This is a genomic window from Bombilactobacillus sp. ESL1092 (assembly GCF_058107465.1).
Map to the genome: position 1 here is coordinate 456,920 of NZ_CM176594.1, position 17,052 is coordinate 473,971.

The following is a 17,052-nucleotide window of genomic DNA, read 5'->3' on the forward strand; positions in this document are numbered from 1 at the left end:
CGGTTTCATAATATCTTACAAAAATCAATCTGTCAATAGTCAAGTAATTTGCTTAGGGCTAATCATTTCTTTATTTATACAATTTCAGAAGATGGTATTTCGATTATGAGTTGTTTTTTAACATCACTTTCTAGACCAATTTACTAAACAAAGTGATCTTTCAAAGCATAAAAAAACTGTTTTTAATAATCCAATAGAATTAATAAAAACAGTTTTTTAAAATTATTCACTTAATCAATAATTTTTCTGCTATTCAAAATATTCCGGAAAAGCTTTGAGTAATTTGGGTTCTTCATCTAACATTCTATGCAAGTGCAAAGAAACCAATTTGACTGACTTAGATTCATCTTTAGCCGCTAATGCATTAACTAAATCTAAATGCTCGTTAATTAATGAATCCCAAGATAAATCTTTATTTTTTAAACGTAAAAATCTAAATCGATTTAAATTCATGTTAATCAGTTGTAACCATATCCACAATTGTTCATGAGAAGTAATGGTATAAAAATAATGATGAAAAGCTTCATCTTCGTTAAAAAATTTTTCTAATTTATTATTTTCTTTTTCAGCCAATGTCTGCCGCTCAATGTTTTGTTTTAGCAAAGTAAAATCCGAATCTTTCAAAACTTTCACAGCTTCACTAATAACCTTAACTTCCACACTTTCTCTCATAAAACGAGCATCTTTAGCCATTTTCAAATTTATTTTTGAAATGTACGTACCCGATTGTGGAACTGCATTAACCAAGCCCTCTTGTCTTAATTGCAAGATAGATTCTCGAATGGGGGTTCTACCAACTTTTAACTCCTTGCTTAAATCTTTTTCCGAGATTTTTTGACCAGGAATGTAGTATAAATTGATAATTCTATGCAAAATAATGTTATACACTTGATCTTTCATCGTTTGAATTGCTATCAATTCTTTAACTCCTATTCTAAAAATAAAACAAGTCCAAATTTAATTCGTATCTCAAAATAAGCATTAATACCTAAACCGACTCATTACTTAATAAGTAAATACTTCACTATCGATAATAATCTTAACATCATTTTAATCTCACTGTAGATAAAAAGTTACATTAAATTTTCAAATTGAGGTTTGATCACATACCGTTTAATGCTTAAATGAATCCTACAAAAAATTTATTATATATTAAACCACAATAATCATAAGTTAGTTTTGACAAGAATTATGATAAAAATAAACATTGATGTGAAATTTCGTTACCAGATAACTTGATAATCAACTTTCATATGGCTTGACAACAATACATAAAACGAATACATTAGTAGCAAAAGTAAGTGATATATTAGTATACCAAAAGCAATTTTTTACTATTATTAAAGGAGTGATTAATATGGTTAAATTATTAGATGATTATCTCACAGACAAACATTTATTTATTGAAAAAAATATCAAAACACCAAATTATGATTCTCAAACCATTACCCATAACACTTTAGCCAAGCCAACTTGGGTGCATTTTGGTGGTGGTAATCTTTTTCGGTGCTTTCATGCTAAAATTGCCCAAGATTTATTAAATCAAGATCAACTTAATAGTGGTATTATTGTGGCAGAAACTTATGATGAAAATGTAATTGACCAAGTTTACGATAAATATCATAATCGGATTTTGAGCGTTACCATGAAAGCTGATGAAAGTTTAGAACAAGAAGTTCTTGCCAGTGTCGCCAAAGCATTGTATTTTAATCAAAATAATCAAAGTGGCTGGGAACAATTAACTGATATTTTCACCAAACCATCTCTACAATTAGCGACCTTTTCTATTACAGAAAAAGGCTATTCTTTAACCGATATTAATGATGAATTAACGCCAGACGCCAAATTAGATATTCAAAATGGTCCAAGTAATCCCACTACTAATATGGGCGCTGTGGCTCATTTACTACTGGCTCGTTATCAAGCCGGCCAACTACCGATAGCCATGGTTAGTACCGATAATTTCTCACAAAATGGCCTAAAATTAGAAACTGAAATTTTAAGAATTGCCAACGGCTGGTTAAATAACAAATTTGTGGATTCCGGTTTTATTGAATATTTGAAGAATCCACAGAAAGTGTCTTTTCCATGGACGATGATTGATCGAATTACCCCTAATCCATCCGAAAAGGTAGCAGCACAATTAAAAGCAGAGGGTTTTGAAGATACCAACATCATTCACACACCCAAACACACTAATATTGCTCCTTTTGTGAATACTGAAGAAACCCATTATCTTGTGATTGAAGATAATTTTCCTAATGGTCGTCCTCCTCTGGAGCAAGCGGGTGTAATTTTAACGGATCGTAAAACAGTAAATGATGCTGATCAAATGAAAGTTACGGCTTGTTTGAATCCATTGCATACTGCACTAGCAATTTTTGGTTGCTTACTAGGTTTTAATTCCATTTCTAGTGAATTAGCTGATGCTGATTTAAAAGCCTTAATTAAAAATTTAGGTTATGGTGAGGACTTACCAGTCGTTCCAGATCCTAAAATTATCAATCCCAAACAATTCATCGATGAATTAATTAATAAGCGTTTACCAAATAAAAATATTCCAGATACTCCACAACGGATTGCTAGTGATACTTCCCAAAAAATTCCAATTCGTTATGGTGTGACATTACAACGCTACATTGATGACCCTGATCGTGATCCGCGGGATTTGGAATTTATCCCGTTCATCATAGCTGGTTGGTGTCGTTATTTAATGGGACTTGATGACCAAGGCAAAGCTTTCGAACAAAGTCGTGATCCATTATTGGAAACTTTAAAACACTATTTAGTTAAAATTCAATTAGGTAGCCAAAATAATGATGTTCATCAAGCTTTAAAACCAATTTTAGAGAATCAGAGTATTTTTGGTAACAATTTATACGAAATTGGCTTGGGCGATAAAGTTGAAAATTACTTTACAGAAATGATTAGTTCCCAAGGAGCAATTAGAAAAACGTTGCATGAAACAGTCACTAATAAAAGTTATTAATTTGTAAAATATAATATGACAAAGGATGTTTGATATAAATGAAAAATATGGGTTTTCGCTGGTTTGGTTCTGATGATGATTCAATTAAGTTACAAGATATCCGTCAGATACCCGGAACAACTCAAGTAGTTGGAGCGTTATATGATGTGCCCGTAGGTGAAGTTTGGCCAAAAGACAAAATCAAAAATCTCAAAGACGAAGTCGAAGCTGCTGGGTTAAAATTAGAAGTGATAGAATCGGTTAATATTCACGATGATATCAAGATTGGTTTACCAACTAGAGATAAGTATATTGAGAACTACAAAGAAACCATTAAAAATTTATCTTACTATGGTATCAAAGTTATTTGTTATAACTTTATGCCCATCTTCGATTGGGTACGAACTAACCTTCATTATCAATTAAAAGATGGTTCTCATGCTTTAGCTTTTGAGCAAAAATACGTCGAAGGTAGTCCTGATGAAATTGCAGCTGCTGTGCAAAAAGACTCCAACGGTTATATCTTACCCGGCTGGGAACCTGAGCGTTTAGCGGAAGTTAAGCATCTCTTTGAATTATATAAAGATGTGGACACGCAAAAGTTAACTGACAATTTGAAATATTTCTTAGATGCTATCATTCCTGTTTGTGAACAATATGATGTTCGCATGGCCATGCATCCAGATGATCCCCCCCGCCCATTATTTGGACTACCGCGGATCTTTAAAAACCGGGACGATATGTTAACCATTGAACAGCTATATGAATCAAAATATAACGGCTTTACTATTTGTACAGGCAGTTTAGGTGAGAATCCTAAGAATGATGTTCCTGCCATCATTAGAGAATTTGTTCCCAAAGATCGTGTGCCTTTCGTTCATGCACGTAATATTAAATTTATGGGGAACAACGGTGATTTTCATGAATCACCGCACCTGTCTTCTGAAGGTTCTCTAGACATGTATCAAATTATGAAAGCTTTGTACGATACGGGCTTTGATGGTTATATCAGACCGGATCATGGTCGCGATATTTGGGGTGAACAAGGACGCCCTGGATATGGATTATATGATCGTGCTTTGGGGATTACCTATCTCAATGGCTTATGGGAAGCAATTAACAAAGATCACAAATAATTTACTGATTACTAAAAGTGGTGGATAGACAATTCTTAAGGATTACTATTCACCACTTTTTGCTATTTTCAGAACCCAAAACTCAAAATCATTAATTTTATAAAAATTATTAAGGAGAAAATATTATGATACCAGACCTGAAAATTCAATATGCACATAGTCCACAAGATATAGACCATTACAATACCGAACAAATGCGAACGGAATTTTTAACCGAAAAAATTTTTGTTCCCGGAGAGATTCATCTAACTTACACTTACAATGACCGAATGATTTTTGGTGGCGTTTATCCTACCAATAAACCTTTAGAAATCGTTCTAAGCAAAGAATTGGGCGTTCAATATTTTTTGCAACGCCGTGAACTGGGCTTTATTAATATTGGTGGTAGCGGTTCAATCACCATTGATGGTCAACAGGAAAATATTGCCCCTCATGATGGTTATTACATTGGAATGGGCACTAAGCAAATTATCTTTGCGTCAGGTAATCCAAATAATCCTGCTAAGTTTTACGTAGTTTCTACCCCAGCCCATCATGCTTATCCCAATAAAAAGCTGCCTTATGCAGATTCTCTTGCTTTGCCTAAAGGTGATCAACAACATATGAACAAGCGGATTATTCATAAATATATTGATGCATCGCAAATGAAGACTTGCCAGCTACAAATGGGCTACACAGTTCTTGAATCTGGAAGCTCTTGGAACACAATGCCTGCTCATACTCACGCTCGGCGTATGGAAACCTACTTTTATTGCGAATTTGCCTCCAAAGATACACGTGTTATGCATATTATGGGGACACCTGCTAATACAAAACATATTTGGTTAGAATCCGAACAAGCTGTTGTTAATCCTAGCTACTCCATTCACTGCGGTGTTGGAACTGAAAACTATTCATTTATTTGGGCTATGTGTGGCGAAAATCAAACGTATGATGATATGGATCAAATTAAAATGCATGATTTACGTTAATTGAGCAATATAAAACGTTTTGTAAGAAAGTATTGCAATAATACAATTGTAAACAATTAGCATCTGAATCTTTACACAAATTAGCAATAACTTTTTTCATTAATTCTGGATCATAGGAAATTTATTTTAACTATCTTTAAATCAAAAAAAGCCAACTTCCAACGTTTACCAATTATGGCAAGCTTTTGAAGTTGACTTTTTTAATTACTTTTCTTTTTGTGAACGTGCAATTAATTTTTGGGTAATTTGCTTCAAGGTGGGTTCAAACAGCGATTGTTTCGTAATTTGGTTTTGAGTAATTTGTTGCTGCCACCAATCATTTCGAATCACTTGCACCTGCGACAAAACCTGCTGTCCTGCTTTAGTTATCGAAATAATATTTCGCGTATGGTTTTGATCGGAAACTTCTTGTGTTACATATTCCAGCGCTTTTAGACGTTGTATTTCCCGGGTAATTTGGCCCTTACTAATCAATAATGTTTTGGCAATATCATTTTGACTTTGGGAGCCTATTTTACATAACAAAACTAAAATATAAGCACTCGTGGCATTCAAATGTAATTGTTGATAGGCCGCATGTGTATCTCGTAAAAATGCCCGGTGAATCACAGAAAAATATTGTGCGAAATCTCCCGGATAAAATTTATCAGTCATCTTTTTTAATTACCTACCTTTAAATTTAGTTTACCAGATTTTTCACGATTTATTGACAGATTTTTGAAATGACTCACTTAATTTGAAATTTTTTAAAGAAAAAATTACGGCCAAATGTGAATTTAGCTAACCACTTTTGTTACAAGTAATTGGCAATTTTTTTGAATACTATTTCACTAATTAAATTAAATATTTTTTGCAAAAAGTGATTGACAATTTTTTCACAAAGAACTATTGTTGCATTGTGAACGTTCACTACTTAACTTTTACAAACAAAAGGAGATGACCTTAGTGATTTCTACTTTAATTAGCGCCTTATTACCTGTAGTTGTCACTTTAATGCTGGGCTATTATGCCGGCTTTCGCAAAGATTTTAACGGTAATAGCGCAACTGAAATTAACAAATTAGTCATGAGTTATACTTTGCCGCTCAGCCTATTTGGCGGTATTGTAGCCACTAATGGCCACATTTTATTGCAAAATGTGCAAGTTGCATTATGGATTTTTATCGGAATGGTTGGCGGTTATGTAATTGTCCTATTAGTATTACGCTACATGTTTAAAAATAGCCTCTCACTTGCAGCACTGAGAACTTTAGCTATTACTGGACCGGCAATTCCCTTCGTGGGTCCCACTGTTTTGGGAGCTTTATTTCCAGACAAAAGTGCCCTTTTAGTTTCAATTGGTGGTTTAGTCATGAACATTATTCAAGTGCCGTTAACCGTGATTTTACTTTCCAGTGATTCTAATCAAAAGATCAGCTTAGGCACTAACTTAAAAAATGCCTTTAAAAAGCCAGTGGTCTGGGCCCCAATTTTGGCGTTTATCTTAGTCATGTGTGGCCTCACTATTTCTCCTGATTGGGAACGTTGCTTCTCTGTCTTAGGTCAAGCTACTGGTGGTTTAGCACTCTTTTCTTCAGGAATTGTGCTCTTTGAGAAAAAACCTAAACTATCATTACCGGTTTGGGGCAACACATTAACTAAAATCGTGATTATCCCCGCAATTATGTATCTACTCATGAAGTGGTGCCAAGTAGCACCGCAGACATTAAAAGAATCTCTGGTTTCCCTGGGCATCCCCACCGCTGCTATTTGTACAATTTTTGCTAACCAATATCACTTAGCCGAGCGCGAGATGGCTTCAACACTGTTCTTAAGTACCGTTTTATCAGTCATCACCTTAGGTTTTATTATCGTATTTTTAGGCATTTAATTTAATCAATAAAGGAGTTTATTTCAATGAATATTGCACAACAAATCGTTCAAGTTTTAGAAGATCGGGGCGTTAAATATGTTTTTGGTATCCCGGGTGAAGAAAATATTCGCATCGTCGATGCCATCCATGATTCAGATAAAATTCAATTTATTTTGGTTCGCCATGAACAAGGTGCTTCATTTATGGCTGACGTCTACGGCCGCTTAACAGGGCAACCAGGCGTTGCTACCGCTACCTTGGGACCGGGCGCAATTAACTTACTTTTAGGTGTTGCTGATGCCCAGACCAACTCGACACCACTGATTGCAATCACTGCCCAAGGTGGTTTGAATCGAATTTATAAAGAATCACACCAAGTGATTGACTTAAGAACTATGTTTCAGCCAGTGACCAAGTGGTCCGAAAATATCTATGAAGCTCAGGCCGCTCCAGAAATCATCAACAAAGCCTTTAATCAAGCTGTCAATGGCCGTCCTGGTCCCGTTTATGTGGGCATTCCCCAGGATATTGAACCGCAAAAGGCCGTGCCTAACATTCCTTTAGCTGCTTCCACTCCCGCCAATCAAACTATCCCACAAACAACCGATTTAAAGGCCGCTGCTGCTATTATCAAAACAGCTCAACATCCGATTGCCTTAATTGGCATGGGGGTCATTCGCGATCACGCTAGTCAAGTCGTCAATGATTTCATCAAACAAACTAATTTACCAGCAGCCACCACTTTTATGGGAAAGGGAGCAATTGATGATCGTTTACCATCAGCTCTCGGTGTCATTGGTTTCATGCGCCACGACTATGAAAACTTTGCTTACGATCAAGCCGACGTTATCATTACGATTGGTTATGAACTATCAGAATTTGATCCTAGCCGGATTAATCCACAGGGTGACAAACAGATTATTCATTTGAATGATTTTCAAGAAGATACCGATGCGCATTATACCATTAGTCAAAATTTAATCGGTAATTTAAAAGCTACTGTTCCGTTATTACAGGCTGAGCTCACTGACTTTCAAGTACCTGCCTTAAAAACTACGATCAAAGAAGCTGTGCAAGCTGAATTAACTTTTGGTCAACAAGAAAGTCAAGTTCCCCTCACTCCCCAACAAATTGTCACTGCTACTCGTGAAGCCGTCGATGACCAAGGCATTGTGTTAGTAGATACTGGTGCTGTCAAAATGTGGATGGCCCGTCTCTATCAAAGTTACACGCCAAACTCCGTGTTAATTGATAATGGTTTATCGACAATGTCTTGGACTTTACCAGGGGCTGTTGGTGCCAAACTTGCTTGTCCTGACCAAAATATTTTGGCGGTTATGGGCGACGGTAGCTTTTTGATGAACTCGCAAGAACTCGAAACTGCCGTACGTTATCAAGTCCCAATGACCAACTTAGTCTGGGTTGATCAATCTTACGGCCTAATCAAATGGAAGATGGATATGGAATTAGGTCATCACTCCGAGGTTGATTTTAAAAATCCCGATTTGATTAGCTACGCTCAATCATTTGGTGCTAATGCTCATCTAGTCCAAAGCCGGCAAGATTTAGTACAAACCTTGCAAGCTAGCTTAAATAATCAACAAGTCAATGTTATTGTTTGTCCCGTTGATTACTCCGAAAATATGAAGTTAATTGACAAACTTGGTCAAGTTACGATTTCTCTTTAATAAACAGAAAGTAGGCAAAGTTTTATGAATGAATTTAGTATCAAACCCGCAATTACTAGTGTGCCTGATTTACCAACTTTATTTCAAGAATTACAAGTGGGTCAACATGATTTGCTCTTAACTAATCAGTATATTATTGAACCCCATTTGGACCTCGATCAACTTCCACTCGACGTGGTTTATCTCGAAAATTATATTCAGGGTGAACCCACTGATCAAGCGGCCGATCAACTATTACAACAAGTCAATACCAAAGATTATGATCGCATTCTTGCTATTGGCGGTGGTTCCGTGATTGATAACGCTAAATTACTGGTTTACGGTGCTGGAGTTAATATGCAGCAAATTGCTGCAAACGGCGCTAATTTAACTAAAAAGCGGCAATTGATTATTGTGCCAACGACCACTGGTACCGGCAGCGAAGTTACCAATGTTGCCGTCTTCAACTTTTTAGCTAAACAAACTAAAGTTGGCTTAGCCTACCCGCAAATGTATGCCGATCAAGTTTATCTAGTGCCGCAATTAGCGAAAACTATGCCTTATAAAGTGTTTGCTACTAGTTCCATTGATGCGTTAGTCCACGCAATTGAATCTTACTTGTCACCCAAAGCTACTAGCTTTAGTAAACTGTTTTCTGTGCAGGCTATGACAACAATTATTCAAGGCTACAATCAAATTATTATCCAACAACAAGTCGGGCAAACACCTCAAGGTCAATTACTCTTAGACTTTTTAGAAGCCAGTACTATGGCCGGTGTAGCCTTCGGCAATGCTGGTTGCGGCCCCGTTCATGCTCTAGCATACCCGATCGGAGCAACTTATCATATCGCTCATGGCCAATCCAATTATTTAGTATTTAGTGGCACCTTCAGAAAATATCAAGAATTGGGAGCTGATTTATCTGCTTTAGAAAATATTTTAGCAACGGTTTTACCTGTTGCTCCTAAAGCTACGCTCTCTGAACTAGAAAAACTAATTGACCAAATTTTACCCAATCAAAGTTTAAGTCAAATTGGCATGACTGAACCAACTTGCCAAGAGTTTGCCCAATCAGTGATGGACAATCAACAACGATTAATGATTAATTCCCCCATCACTTTAACTCAACAAGATGTCTGTGATATTTATACTCAATTACTTTAATTTTCTAATTAATTTCAGCAATGCTCGGCAATCTAACATGATTTCCGAGCATTTTTTTGATCTTATTAGCTAATAATTAAAATCCATTTAAAAGTATTTTAATTTTAGGCTGCAATAATCAACATTGTTATATCCAAGTTTTTGCGACTAACTCCTTGCTTTTTAATTAGCTTTAAATTAGAATTGCGTTAATTTAAAGTTAAAGGAGTGCTACTTATGAAAAAAATAGCTTTAATTGGCCTTACTTTACTCACCAGTTTTGGATTAGTCGGTTGTGGTCATAAGAATGCAGATGCTAAAAAAGAAATCGCCATTGGAACATCAGCTGAATTAAGTACCGCCGACGTTTCATTAGCCATGGATAATGAATCTGCCGAAGTGGCCGAACAAGTCAATGAGGGACTTTACAACTTCAATAAAAAAGGCAAAATTATCCCCGCACTGGCCACCGGAATGCCTAAATTATCGAACAATCAAACTACTTATACCATTAACATGCGCCATAACGCCCACTGGAGTAATGGTAAACCTGTCACCGCCCAAGATTTTGTTTATGGCTGGCAACGAACTGTCAATCCCAAAACCAAATCACAGCAATCTTACTTTTTAGAAAATGTTAAAAATTATCAAGCAATTAATTCCGGCAAAATGAGCCCACAAAATTTTGGCATTAAAGCTACTGGCAAGTATCAACTGCAAATTCAACTAGAACACGCCGTCCCATATTTTCCATCAGTTTTAGCCATGAGCGCCTCCTTCCCTCTTTACAAACCATATGTCCAAGCCCAAGGTAAAAAATACGGTACCAGTTCCAAACATACTTTATATAACGGTCCCTTCACTCTCCAAGACTGGGACGGCACCAGCGATACTTGGTCTTATGTCAAAAATCCGCATTATTGGGATCAAAAGCACGTCCACTTGGACAAAATTAAAGTCTCTGTGATCAAGAGTCAAGATACTGGTGCTTACCAATTTGAATCTAAAGAATTAGCCATGGTACCTTTAACTGGTCAAGAAATTAAAAATCACGCCCAAAGTAAAGCTTTATATGTCCGCAAGTTACCCGGCACGCAATATTTAGAATTCAACAATAAGCGTAAACTCTTTAGTAACGAAAAAATTCGCCAAGCCCTGGCCATGGCCATTGATCGCCAACAATTGACGAGCAAAGTTTTACAAGACAAATCAGTACCAGCCACAGGGTTCGTTCCTACCGGTTTCAAAAATCCGCAAACTCATCAAGATTTTGCCAAACAGGCTGGACAATTAACCCAATATAACGTCAAGCAAGCGCAACAATTATGGCAAAGTGGACTCAGCGAACTGGGATTGAAATCGGCTAGTTTTACTATTACATCTAGTAACGATGATCAGACTAAGAAAGTGGACGAATTTTTGCAGTCACAATTACAAACCCACTTACCCAAACTCAAAGTTAACGTCAAACCAGTCCCGTTTAACAGTCGCCTAGCCTCTTGTGAAGCTGGCAATTACGACGCCGTCATCAATGGCTGGACACCAACTTTTGCCGATCCGACAGATTTCTTAAATCTTTTAACAACAGGTAACAAAAATAATGAAGGCAAATTTAGCGACAGCCAATATGATCAGTTAGTCAAGACTGCTAATAATCAATATGCTACGCAGCCACAACAACGTTGGAATAATCTGCAAGCCGCCAACAAACTAGTTGTTCAAAAAGCGCCAGTCGTTCCCTTGTATTACCTATCTCTTGTTTATTTGATTAACCCCAAACTCAAAGGTATTGTGATGGGACCTATGGGCTTTCCATATTACAAAAATGCCATCATGAACTAATTAAATTCATTGGTTAATTAAAATAAAATTACCAATTGACCAAAAGATATTAATAATAAAGACTATTTTTAATTAATTTAACTGCGTTTTAGCACACAATCAAGATTGTTGATTATCCAATCCGATTAGCTGAAACGCAGTTTTTTTATGAAGTATAATGCTTAGCCAAGGTCGTCTAGGCATGAATATTCAGTCACTTAGTCAAAAAATTATTAGCCAAATTATTATTATTATTTTTTAAATTTCTGAATTTAATTTTTAAAAACTTTTTACATTTATTTTTAATTTTAGTTTGCAATTAAATTAATGTCGAATTAGAATAAAATTAATTTCTAAATTATTTAAGGAGGGATGTTCATGAAGAAAATCTATTTAATGGGTTTGACCTTACTTAGTAGCCTAAGCCTTGTTGGTTGTGGTCATAATAATGCCACCAACAAAAAAGACATTTCCATTGGGACTTCCGCAGAGTTAAGCACTGCCGATGTTTCACTGGCGATGGATAATGAATCTGCCGAAGTTGCCGAGCAAGTCAATGAGGGCTTATATAATTTCAATAAAAAAGGTGAAATTATTCCAGCATTAGCCACGAGTAAGCCGAAATTGTCAAACAATCAAACTACTTATACGATTAACATGAGACATAATGGTCACTGGAGCAACGGCAAGCCTGTGACCGCGCAAGACTTTGTTTATGGTTGGCAACGGACTGTTGATCCCAAAACTAAATCACAGCAATCTTATTTTTTGGAAAACGTTAAAAACTATAAAGAAGTTAATAGTGGTAAGTTAGCTCCGAGTAACCTCGGCATCAAAGCCACTGGTAAGTATCAACTGCAAATTCAGTTAAATCAAGCCGTGCCGTACTTCCCATCCGTTTTAGCGATGAGTGCTTCGTTCCCATTGTATAAACCGTATGTTCAAGCTCAAGGTAAGAAATACGGTACCGATGCCAAACATACTTTATATGATGGACCGTTTGTCTTAAAAGATTGGGATGGCACTAGTGACACTTGGTCCTATGTCAAGAATCCCCATTATTGGGATAAAAAGCACGTCCACTTGAACAAAATCAAAGTCTCCGTTATTAAAAGTCAGGATACCGGTGCTTACCAATTTGAATCCAAAGAATTGGCAATGGTGCCCTTAACCGGGCAGGAGATTAAAAATCACGCTAAGAGCAAATCATTATATGTTCGTAAACTTCCGGGAACTATGTATCTGGAATTCAATACTAAACGCAAATTATTTAGTAATGAAAAAATTCGCCAAGCCATGTCCATGGCTATTGATCGCCAACAACTGACCGGCAAAGTTTTACAAGATAAATCAGTTCCAGCTTCTGGCTTTGTGCCAACTGGTTTTAAAAACGAACAGACTGGTAAAGATTTCTCCAAAGAAGCAGGGCAATTAAACCAATATGATGTTAAACAAGCTAAGCAACTCTGGCAAAGTGGGTTGAGCGAATTGGGGCTCAAATCGGCTAATTTCACTATTCTTTCTAGCAACGATGATCAAACTAAAAAAGTCGATGAATTCTTACAGTCACAACTGCAGACGCATCTGCCTGGTCTCAAAGTTTCAGTCAAATCAGTCCCATTTAATAGTCGGTTATCATCCAGTCAATCCGGAGATTTTGATGCCGTCATTAATGGTTGGACACCAACCTTTAATGACCCTACTGACTTTTTGAACCTCTTAAAGACCGGCAACAAGAACAATGAAGGCAAATTCAGCGATAGTAAATACGATCAGTTAGTCGACAATGCTAACGGACAATATGCTACACAACCACAACAACGTTGGGATAGTTTGCAAGCTGCTAATAAGATGGTGGTTCAAAAAGCGCCCGTCGTTCCTATGTATTATGTCTCAATGGTCTATTTAATTAATCCAAAATTAAAGAATGTTGTCATGGGTCCCATGGGCTTCCCATATTATAAAAATGCCTACATGAAATAAAAAATAACTATTAGGAGTAAATTCAATTATGAAAATTTATATTTCTACTGATGTCGAAGGTTTAGCAGGTATTACTGATTGGAACATGGACGATCACGATACTGCCAAGTTCCGGAAGCTTTATAACGAACAAGTTGCTTGGACCCTTCAAGGCATTCAACAAGCAACGAACAACAGTCAAATTGATGAAATTTTGATTTCTGATTCGCACGCCAGAGGTACGAACTTAGATTATGACTATTTATCAGATATTGACGACCGGATCTCTTTAATTAGTGGTTATCCGCGTGAAGATTATATGATGAGTGGCTTGGATGATTCCTTTGACCAAATTTTCTTTGTTGGTTACCACTCAGGAATTGGTAAATTACACGGCAATATGGATCATAGTTACAGTGCCCGTTCTGCTTATAATGTCTGGATTAATGGTCAATATCAAAACGAAACGACTATTAATGTCGCTTATGCTAACGAATTGGGTGTTCCGGTAACTTTAGTCATTGGTGACTCGGCACTTAAAGAACAACTCGTCGACGAAAAAATGTGTCCAACTCCTAAAGTAGTTGTTACAAAAAAATCCTTAAATCGCTTCTCCGCGATGAGTTATCCGCGCAAACAAGTTAAAGCTGATATTATCAATGGTGCCAAAGAAGTAATTGACAATCCGGCGCCTTATACTGCTGTGCAACCATTAAGCACACCTTTAACTTTAAAGATTCAATTAGCTAATACTGCTAAGGCAGATGCCGTTGAACAAATGCAAGATGTAACACGCGTTGATGGGCGCACAGTGGAAGTTCAATGCCCATCCATGAAAGCTCTGTTAAATGAAATTATTGCCATTGTTATGTTAGCTGGTACTCAAGACTAATTAGGAGTAGTGTAAATGAAAGAAAATCAAGAAATTGAACTAATTAAACATTTTTCCAATTTAAATGGTGCTTCCGGTTTTGAAATGGAAGTCGCTAAATATTTTCAAGAACAAACTAAACCCTTTGGGCAAACCAAAATTGACGGAATGTTTAATAGTTACGTCAGTCGCCAGCAAAATACTGGCAAACGCCCAATGATTCAAATGGATGCACATGCCGATTCGGTCGGTTTTATTGTTCAAGCCATTCGACCAAATGGTTTAATTAAATTCGTACCGTTAGGCGGTTGGGCTCCAACTAATATTCCAGCCATGCGGGTGCGGGTTTGCAATCAAGACGGTCAATATATTAAAGGTGTCGTAGCCACTAAGCCACCACATTTTATGATTGACGCCGAACGTAACGCTGTGCCCCAAATTGCCGACTTATCGGTTGATGTTGGTTCCACTAGTCGTGAAGAAACTATTAATGACTTCAAAATTAACACTGGTTGTCCGATTGTGGTGGATGCTGATTGCGAATACTTTGACACCACCCGCATGTTCTTCGGCAAAGACTTTGATAATCGCGTTGGTGCCGCTGCTTTAGTTGCCACTTTATCTGATTTAGCTGATCAAGATTTAAATGTTGATTTAACCATGGCTTTGTCAACTCAAGAAGAAGTTGGAACGCGCGGGGCTGAAGTTACTGTGCGTAACATTGACCCTGACTTGTCAATTGTCTTTGAAGGTTGTCCATGTGATGATACTTTTACGCCTGATTGGTTAGCGCAAACTGGTCTCAAACGCGGACCAATGCTCCGTGATATGGATACATCCTTTATTGCTAATCCATTATTTGAACAATACGCTGATGATTTAGCTACCAAAAATCATATTCCGCATACTCGTTCGGTCCGGACCGGCGGCGGTGTTAATGGCGCTCCGATTTTATACTATCGCGGAGCTCCAACTATTGTCATTGGCATTCCAGTGCGCTATGAACACACAGCTTTCAACTGGGCAAATCTTGATGATTTTGAAAACGCCGTTAAACTAGCCGTCAAGATTATTGAATCAATTGACGAACCAACGATTAACAGTTTTAAGGGCGAATAAATTGTAAAATACCTCTAAAAAAATATCCATGATTGAATGTTCTGAGTTAGTTAATACTAATGAAATTCAATTAATGGATATTTTTTATTTGTAATTGTTCCAATTATTGCTTTACAAGATGATTAACGACAAAATCAACATCATTATTACACCAAAAAACATTGGTACCCAAGTGCGTCTAATAATTTGTAAAGGTGCCAACTGAGTTTCACCTGCAACAATCAAGACTACTGCCGCTACGGGCGAAACTGCTCGAAACAAATTGCCTGCTAATTGCATCGGTACCGATAATGCCATTGGCGCAATCCCAGCGGCTTTAGCTAATGGCACAATTAAGGGAATCATCGCAAAGATTAAGGCCATACCACTACCACTTAGTAAAACAATTACTGCTGTAAAAATAACCATAATGACTGGCAGGATAAAACCAGCTCCTGTTAAATGGTGCATCATCGTTTGGATCAGATTGATTAAGCCCATAGAAGTCAAACCTTGGACAAAGACCTGTGCTGATACTAACAGAGCTACCACACCCATTACGTTGCCCATCCCATTAAAGAACTCATTAGTTTCCTTGAGCACAATTTTTATTTGCCGCTTTTTACAAAATTCAACAAAGACCGCAATTATAAAACTCATAATTGAGACGACCTGAACACTTAAAGTCAATTGGTGTTTCAGTCCTAAATTGATAAAAAAGACAACTAATAATAAAATAATTGGCAATAATGGTAAGATTCCATAAATCAAGCGCCAGCCCCCAGAATAATCTGGAACTTGTTGAACCTCTTTGACCTGATTGGGGTCTGATCTTTGCGCCAATTCCGCTGAATAAGATAAATTTTCTGGATACTTTTTATCCTGATATTTTTGCCAAAAGTAATGCACGACTGCCATCGCTAAAATAGTCGGAATAGAGATAATAGCATGGTACTTAAAGACATAGGTACTAACCGGTAAGTGCAACTGAGCTGCTACAGCCACATTATCGGCCCCTAAGGGCGTGGGGACAATGGTCGCAGAAGTAGCAATCACAGCCGCCGCGCTAAACCTGGACATGCCCGCAGTTCTTAAAACTGGATATAAAGTTGCTAACAGAATAATGGCTAAATTAGCAGCACTGGGAATAACTAAGGACATGAGGGTGCCTAATAAAAAGACAATTGGCACTAAGATATACACAGATTTAATCTTTTTAATGGGCTTACTTAAGGCATCAACAGTTACTTGATTAGCTTGGATTTGGTTCATATAAGAACTATAGCCACCCAATAACAAAATCACAAATCCTGGACCCACCAAAGTGTTACTAAATTGATCAGCTAATGATTGAAACGGATTGAGCCACACATTTCCCGTTGGCACAGTAACTTTGACTTTTTGTCCCAATATAAGGGCAACATACATCAAAATTAGCCCCAACAGTAATAATGTCATTTTAATATCGTTCTTCTTAATCAACATATAAACTAAAATACTGACTGCGATTAAACTAATTAACAAGATTAGAATAATTTGCATTAAGTCTATCCCCCATAAAAAC

13 protein-coding genes are annotated in these 17,052 nt (G+C 36.9%); 10 read left to right on the top strand and 3 right to left on the bottom strand.

Annotated elements, in window-relative coordinates; translation table 11 throughout:
* Positions 1-249: 249 nt before the first annotated feature.
* Positions 250-918, bottom strand: coding sequence for a GntR family transcriptional regulator (locus tag AC3B6Y_RS02270; RefSeq protein ID WP_489769593.1), 669 nt, complete (start codon positions 916-918; stop codon positions 250-252).
* 439 nt (positions 919-1,357) lie between these two features.
* On the opposite strand from AC3B6Y_RS02270, the gene AC3B6Y_RS02275 reads away from it, so the two are divergent.
* From AC3B6Y_RS02275 to kduI, 3 genes are all read left to right on the top strand, one after another.
* Positions 1,358-2,989: a mannitol dehydrogenase family protein gene (locus AC3B6Y_RS02275; protein ID WP_489791256.1), complete on the top strand. Its 1,632-nt coding sequence runs from the start codon at positions 1,358-1,360 to the stop codon at positions 2,987-2,989.
* Between the two features lie 38 nt (positions 2,990-3,027).
* Positions 3,028-4,104, top strand: a complete 1,077-nt coding sequence (gene uxuA / locus AC3B6Y_RS02280; RefSeq protein WP_489791257.1) for a mannonate dehydratase — start codon at positions 3,028-3,030, stop codon at positions 4,102-4,104.
* Positions 4,105-4,229: 125 nt separating this feature from the next.
* The gene (kduI, locus tag AC3B6Y_RS02285) at positions 4,230-5,075 is read left to right on the top strand and encodes a 5-dehydro-4-deoxy-D-glucuronate isomerase (protein WP_489790220.1); all 846 of its coding nucleotides are present in this window, start codon (positions 4,230-4,232) and stop codon (positions 5,073-5,075) included.
* Positions 5,076-5,279: 204 nt separating this feature from the next.
* Here kduI and AC3B6Y_RS02290 read toward each other — a convergent pair whose 3' ends face one another.
* Positions 5,280-5,729 carry a MarR family winged helix-turn-helix transcriptional regulator gene (locus tag AC3B6Y_RS02290; protein ID WP_489791258.1) on the bottom strand — a complete coding sequence of 150 codons (450 nt, stop codon included), beginning with the start codon at positions 5,727-5,729 and terminating at the stop codon, positions 5,280-5,282.
* Positions 5,730-6,011: 282 nt separating this feature from the next.
* Between AC3B6Y_RS02290 and AC3B6Y_RS02295 the strand changes: the two genes are divergently transcribed.
* The 7 genes from AC3B6Y_RS02295 (at position 6,012) to AC3B6Y_RS02325 (ending at position 15,509) form a co-directional block, all read left to right on the top strand.
* Positions 6,012-6,944, top strand: coding sequence for an AEC family transporter (locus AC3B6Y_RS02295; RefSeq protein ID WP_489791259.1), 933 nt, complete (start codon positions 6,012-6,014; stop codon positions 6,942-6,944).
* 26 nt (positions 6,945-6,970) lie between these two features.
* Complete coding sequence (locus AC3B6Y_RS02300; RefSeq protein WP_489791260.1) at positions 6,971-8,614, top strand: acetolactate synthase large subunit; 1,644 nt, start codon at positions 6,971-6,973, stop codon at positions 8,612-8,614.
* A 24-nt stretch (positions 8,615-8,638) separates the two neighbouring features.
* Positions 8,639-9,757 (top strand): iron-containing alcohol dehydrogenase, encoded by a 1,119-nt coding sequence (locus tag AC3B6Y_RS02305; RefSeq protein ID WP_489791261.1) that lies wholly within the window; start codon positions 8,639-8,641, stop codon positions 9,755-9,757.
* A 216-nt stretch (positions 9,758-9,973) separates the two neighbouring features.
* The gene (locus tag AC3B6Y_RS02310; protein ID WP_489758221.1) at positions 9,974-11,578 is read left to right on the top strand and encodes a peptide ABC transporter substrate-binding protein; all 1,605 of its coding nucleotides are present in this window, start codon (positions 9,974-9,976) and stop codon (positions 11,576-11,578) included.
* A gap of 357 nt (positions 11,579-11,935) precedes the next feature.
* Positions 11,936-13,540 carry a peptide ABC transporter substrate-binding protein gene (locus tag AC3B6Y_RS02315; protein ID WP_489791262.1) on the top strand — a complete coding sequence of 535 codons (1,605 nt, stop codon included), beginning with the start codon at positions 11,936-11,938 and terminating at the stop codon, positions 13,538-13,540.
* Positions 13,541-13,568: 28 nt separating this feature from the next.
* Positions 13,569-14,411 carry a M55 family metallopeptidase gene (locus tag AC3B6Y_RS02320; protein WP_489769585.1) on the top strand — a complete coding sequence of 281 codons (843 nt, stop codon included), beginning with the start codon at positions 13,569-13,571 and terminating at the stop codon, positions 14,409-14,411.
* A 15-nt stretch (positions 14,412-14,426) separates the two neighbouring features.
* Positions 14,427-15,509 (top strand): M42 family metallopeptidase, encoded by a 1,083-nt coding sequence (locus AC3B6Y_RS02325; RefSeq protein ID WP_489791263.1) that lies wholly within the window; start codon positions 14,427-14,429, stop codon positions 15,507-15,509.
* 111 nt (positions 15,510-15,620) lie between these two features.
* Here AC3B6Y_RS02325 and dcuC read toward each other — a convergent pair whose 3' ends face one another.
* Entirely contained in the window at positions 15,621-17,030 is a 1,410-nt protein-coding gene (gene dcuC, locus AC3B6Y_RS02330; protein WP_489791264.1) for a C4-dicarboxylate transporter DcuC, read from the bottom strand.
* Between the last annotated feature and the right edge of the window lie 22 nt (positions 17,031-17,052).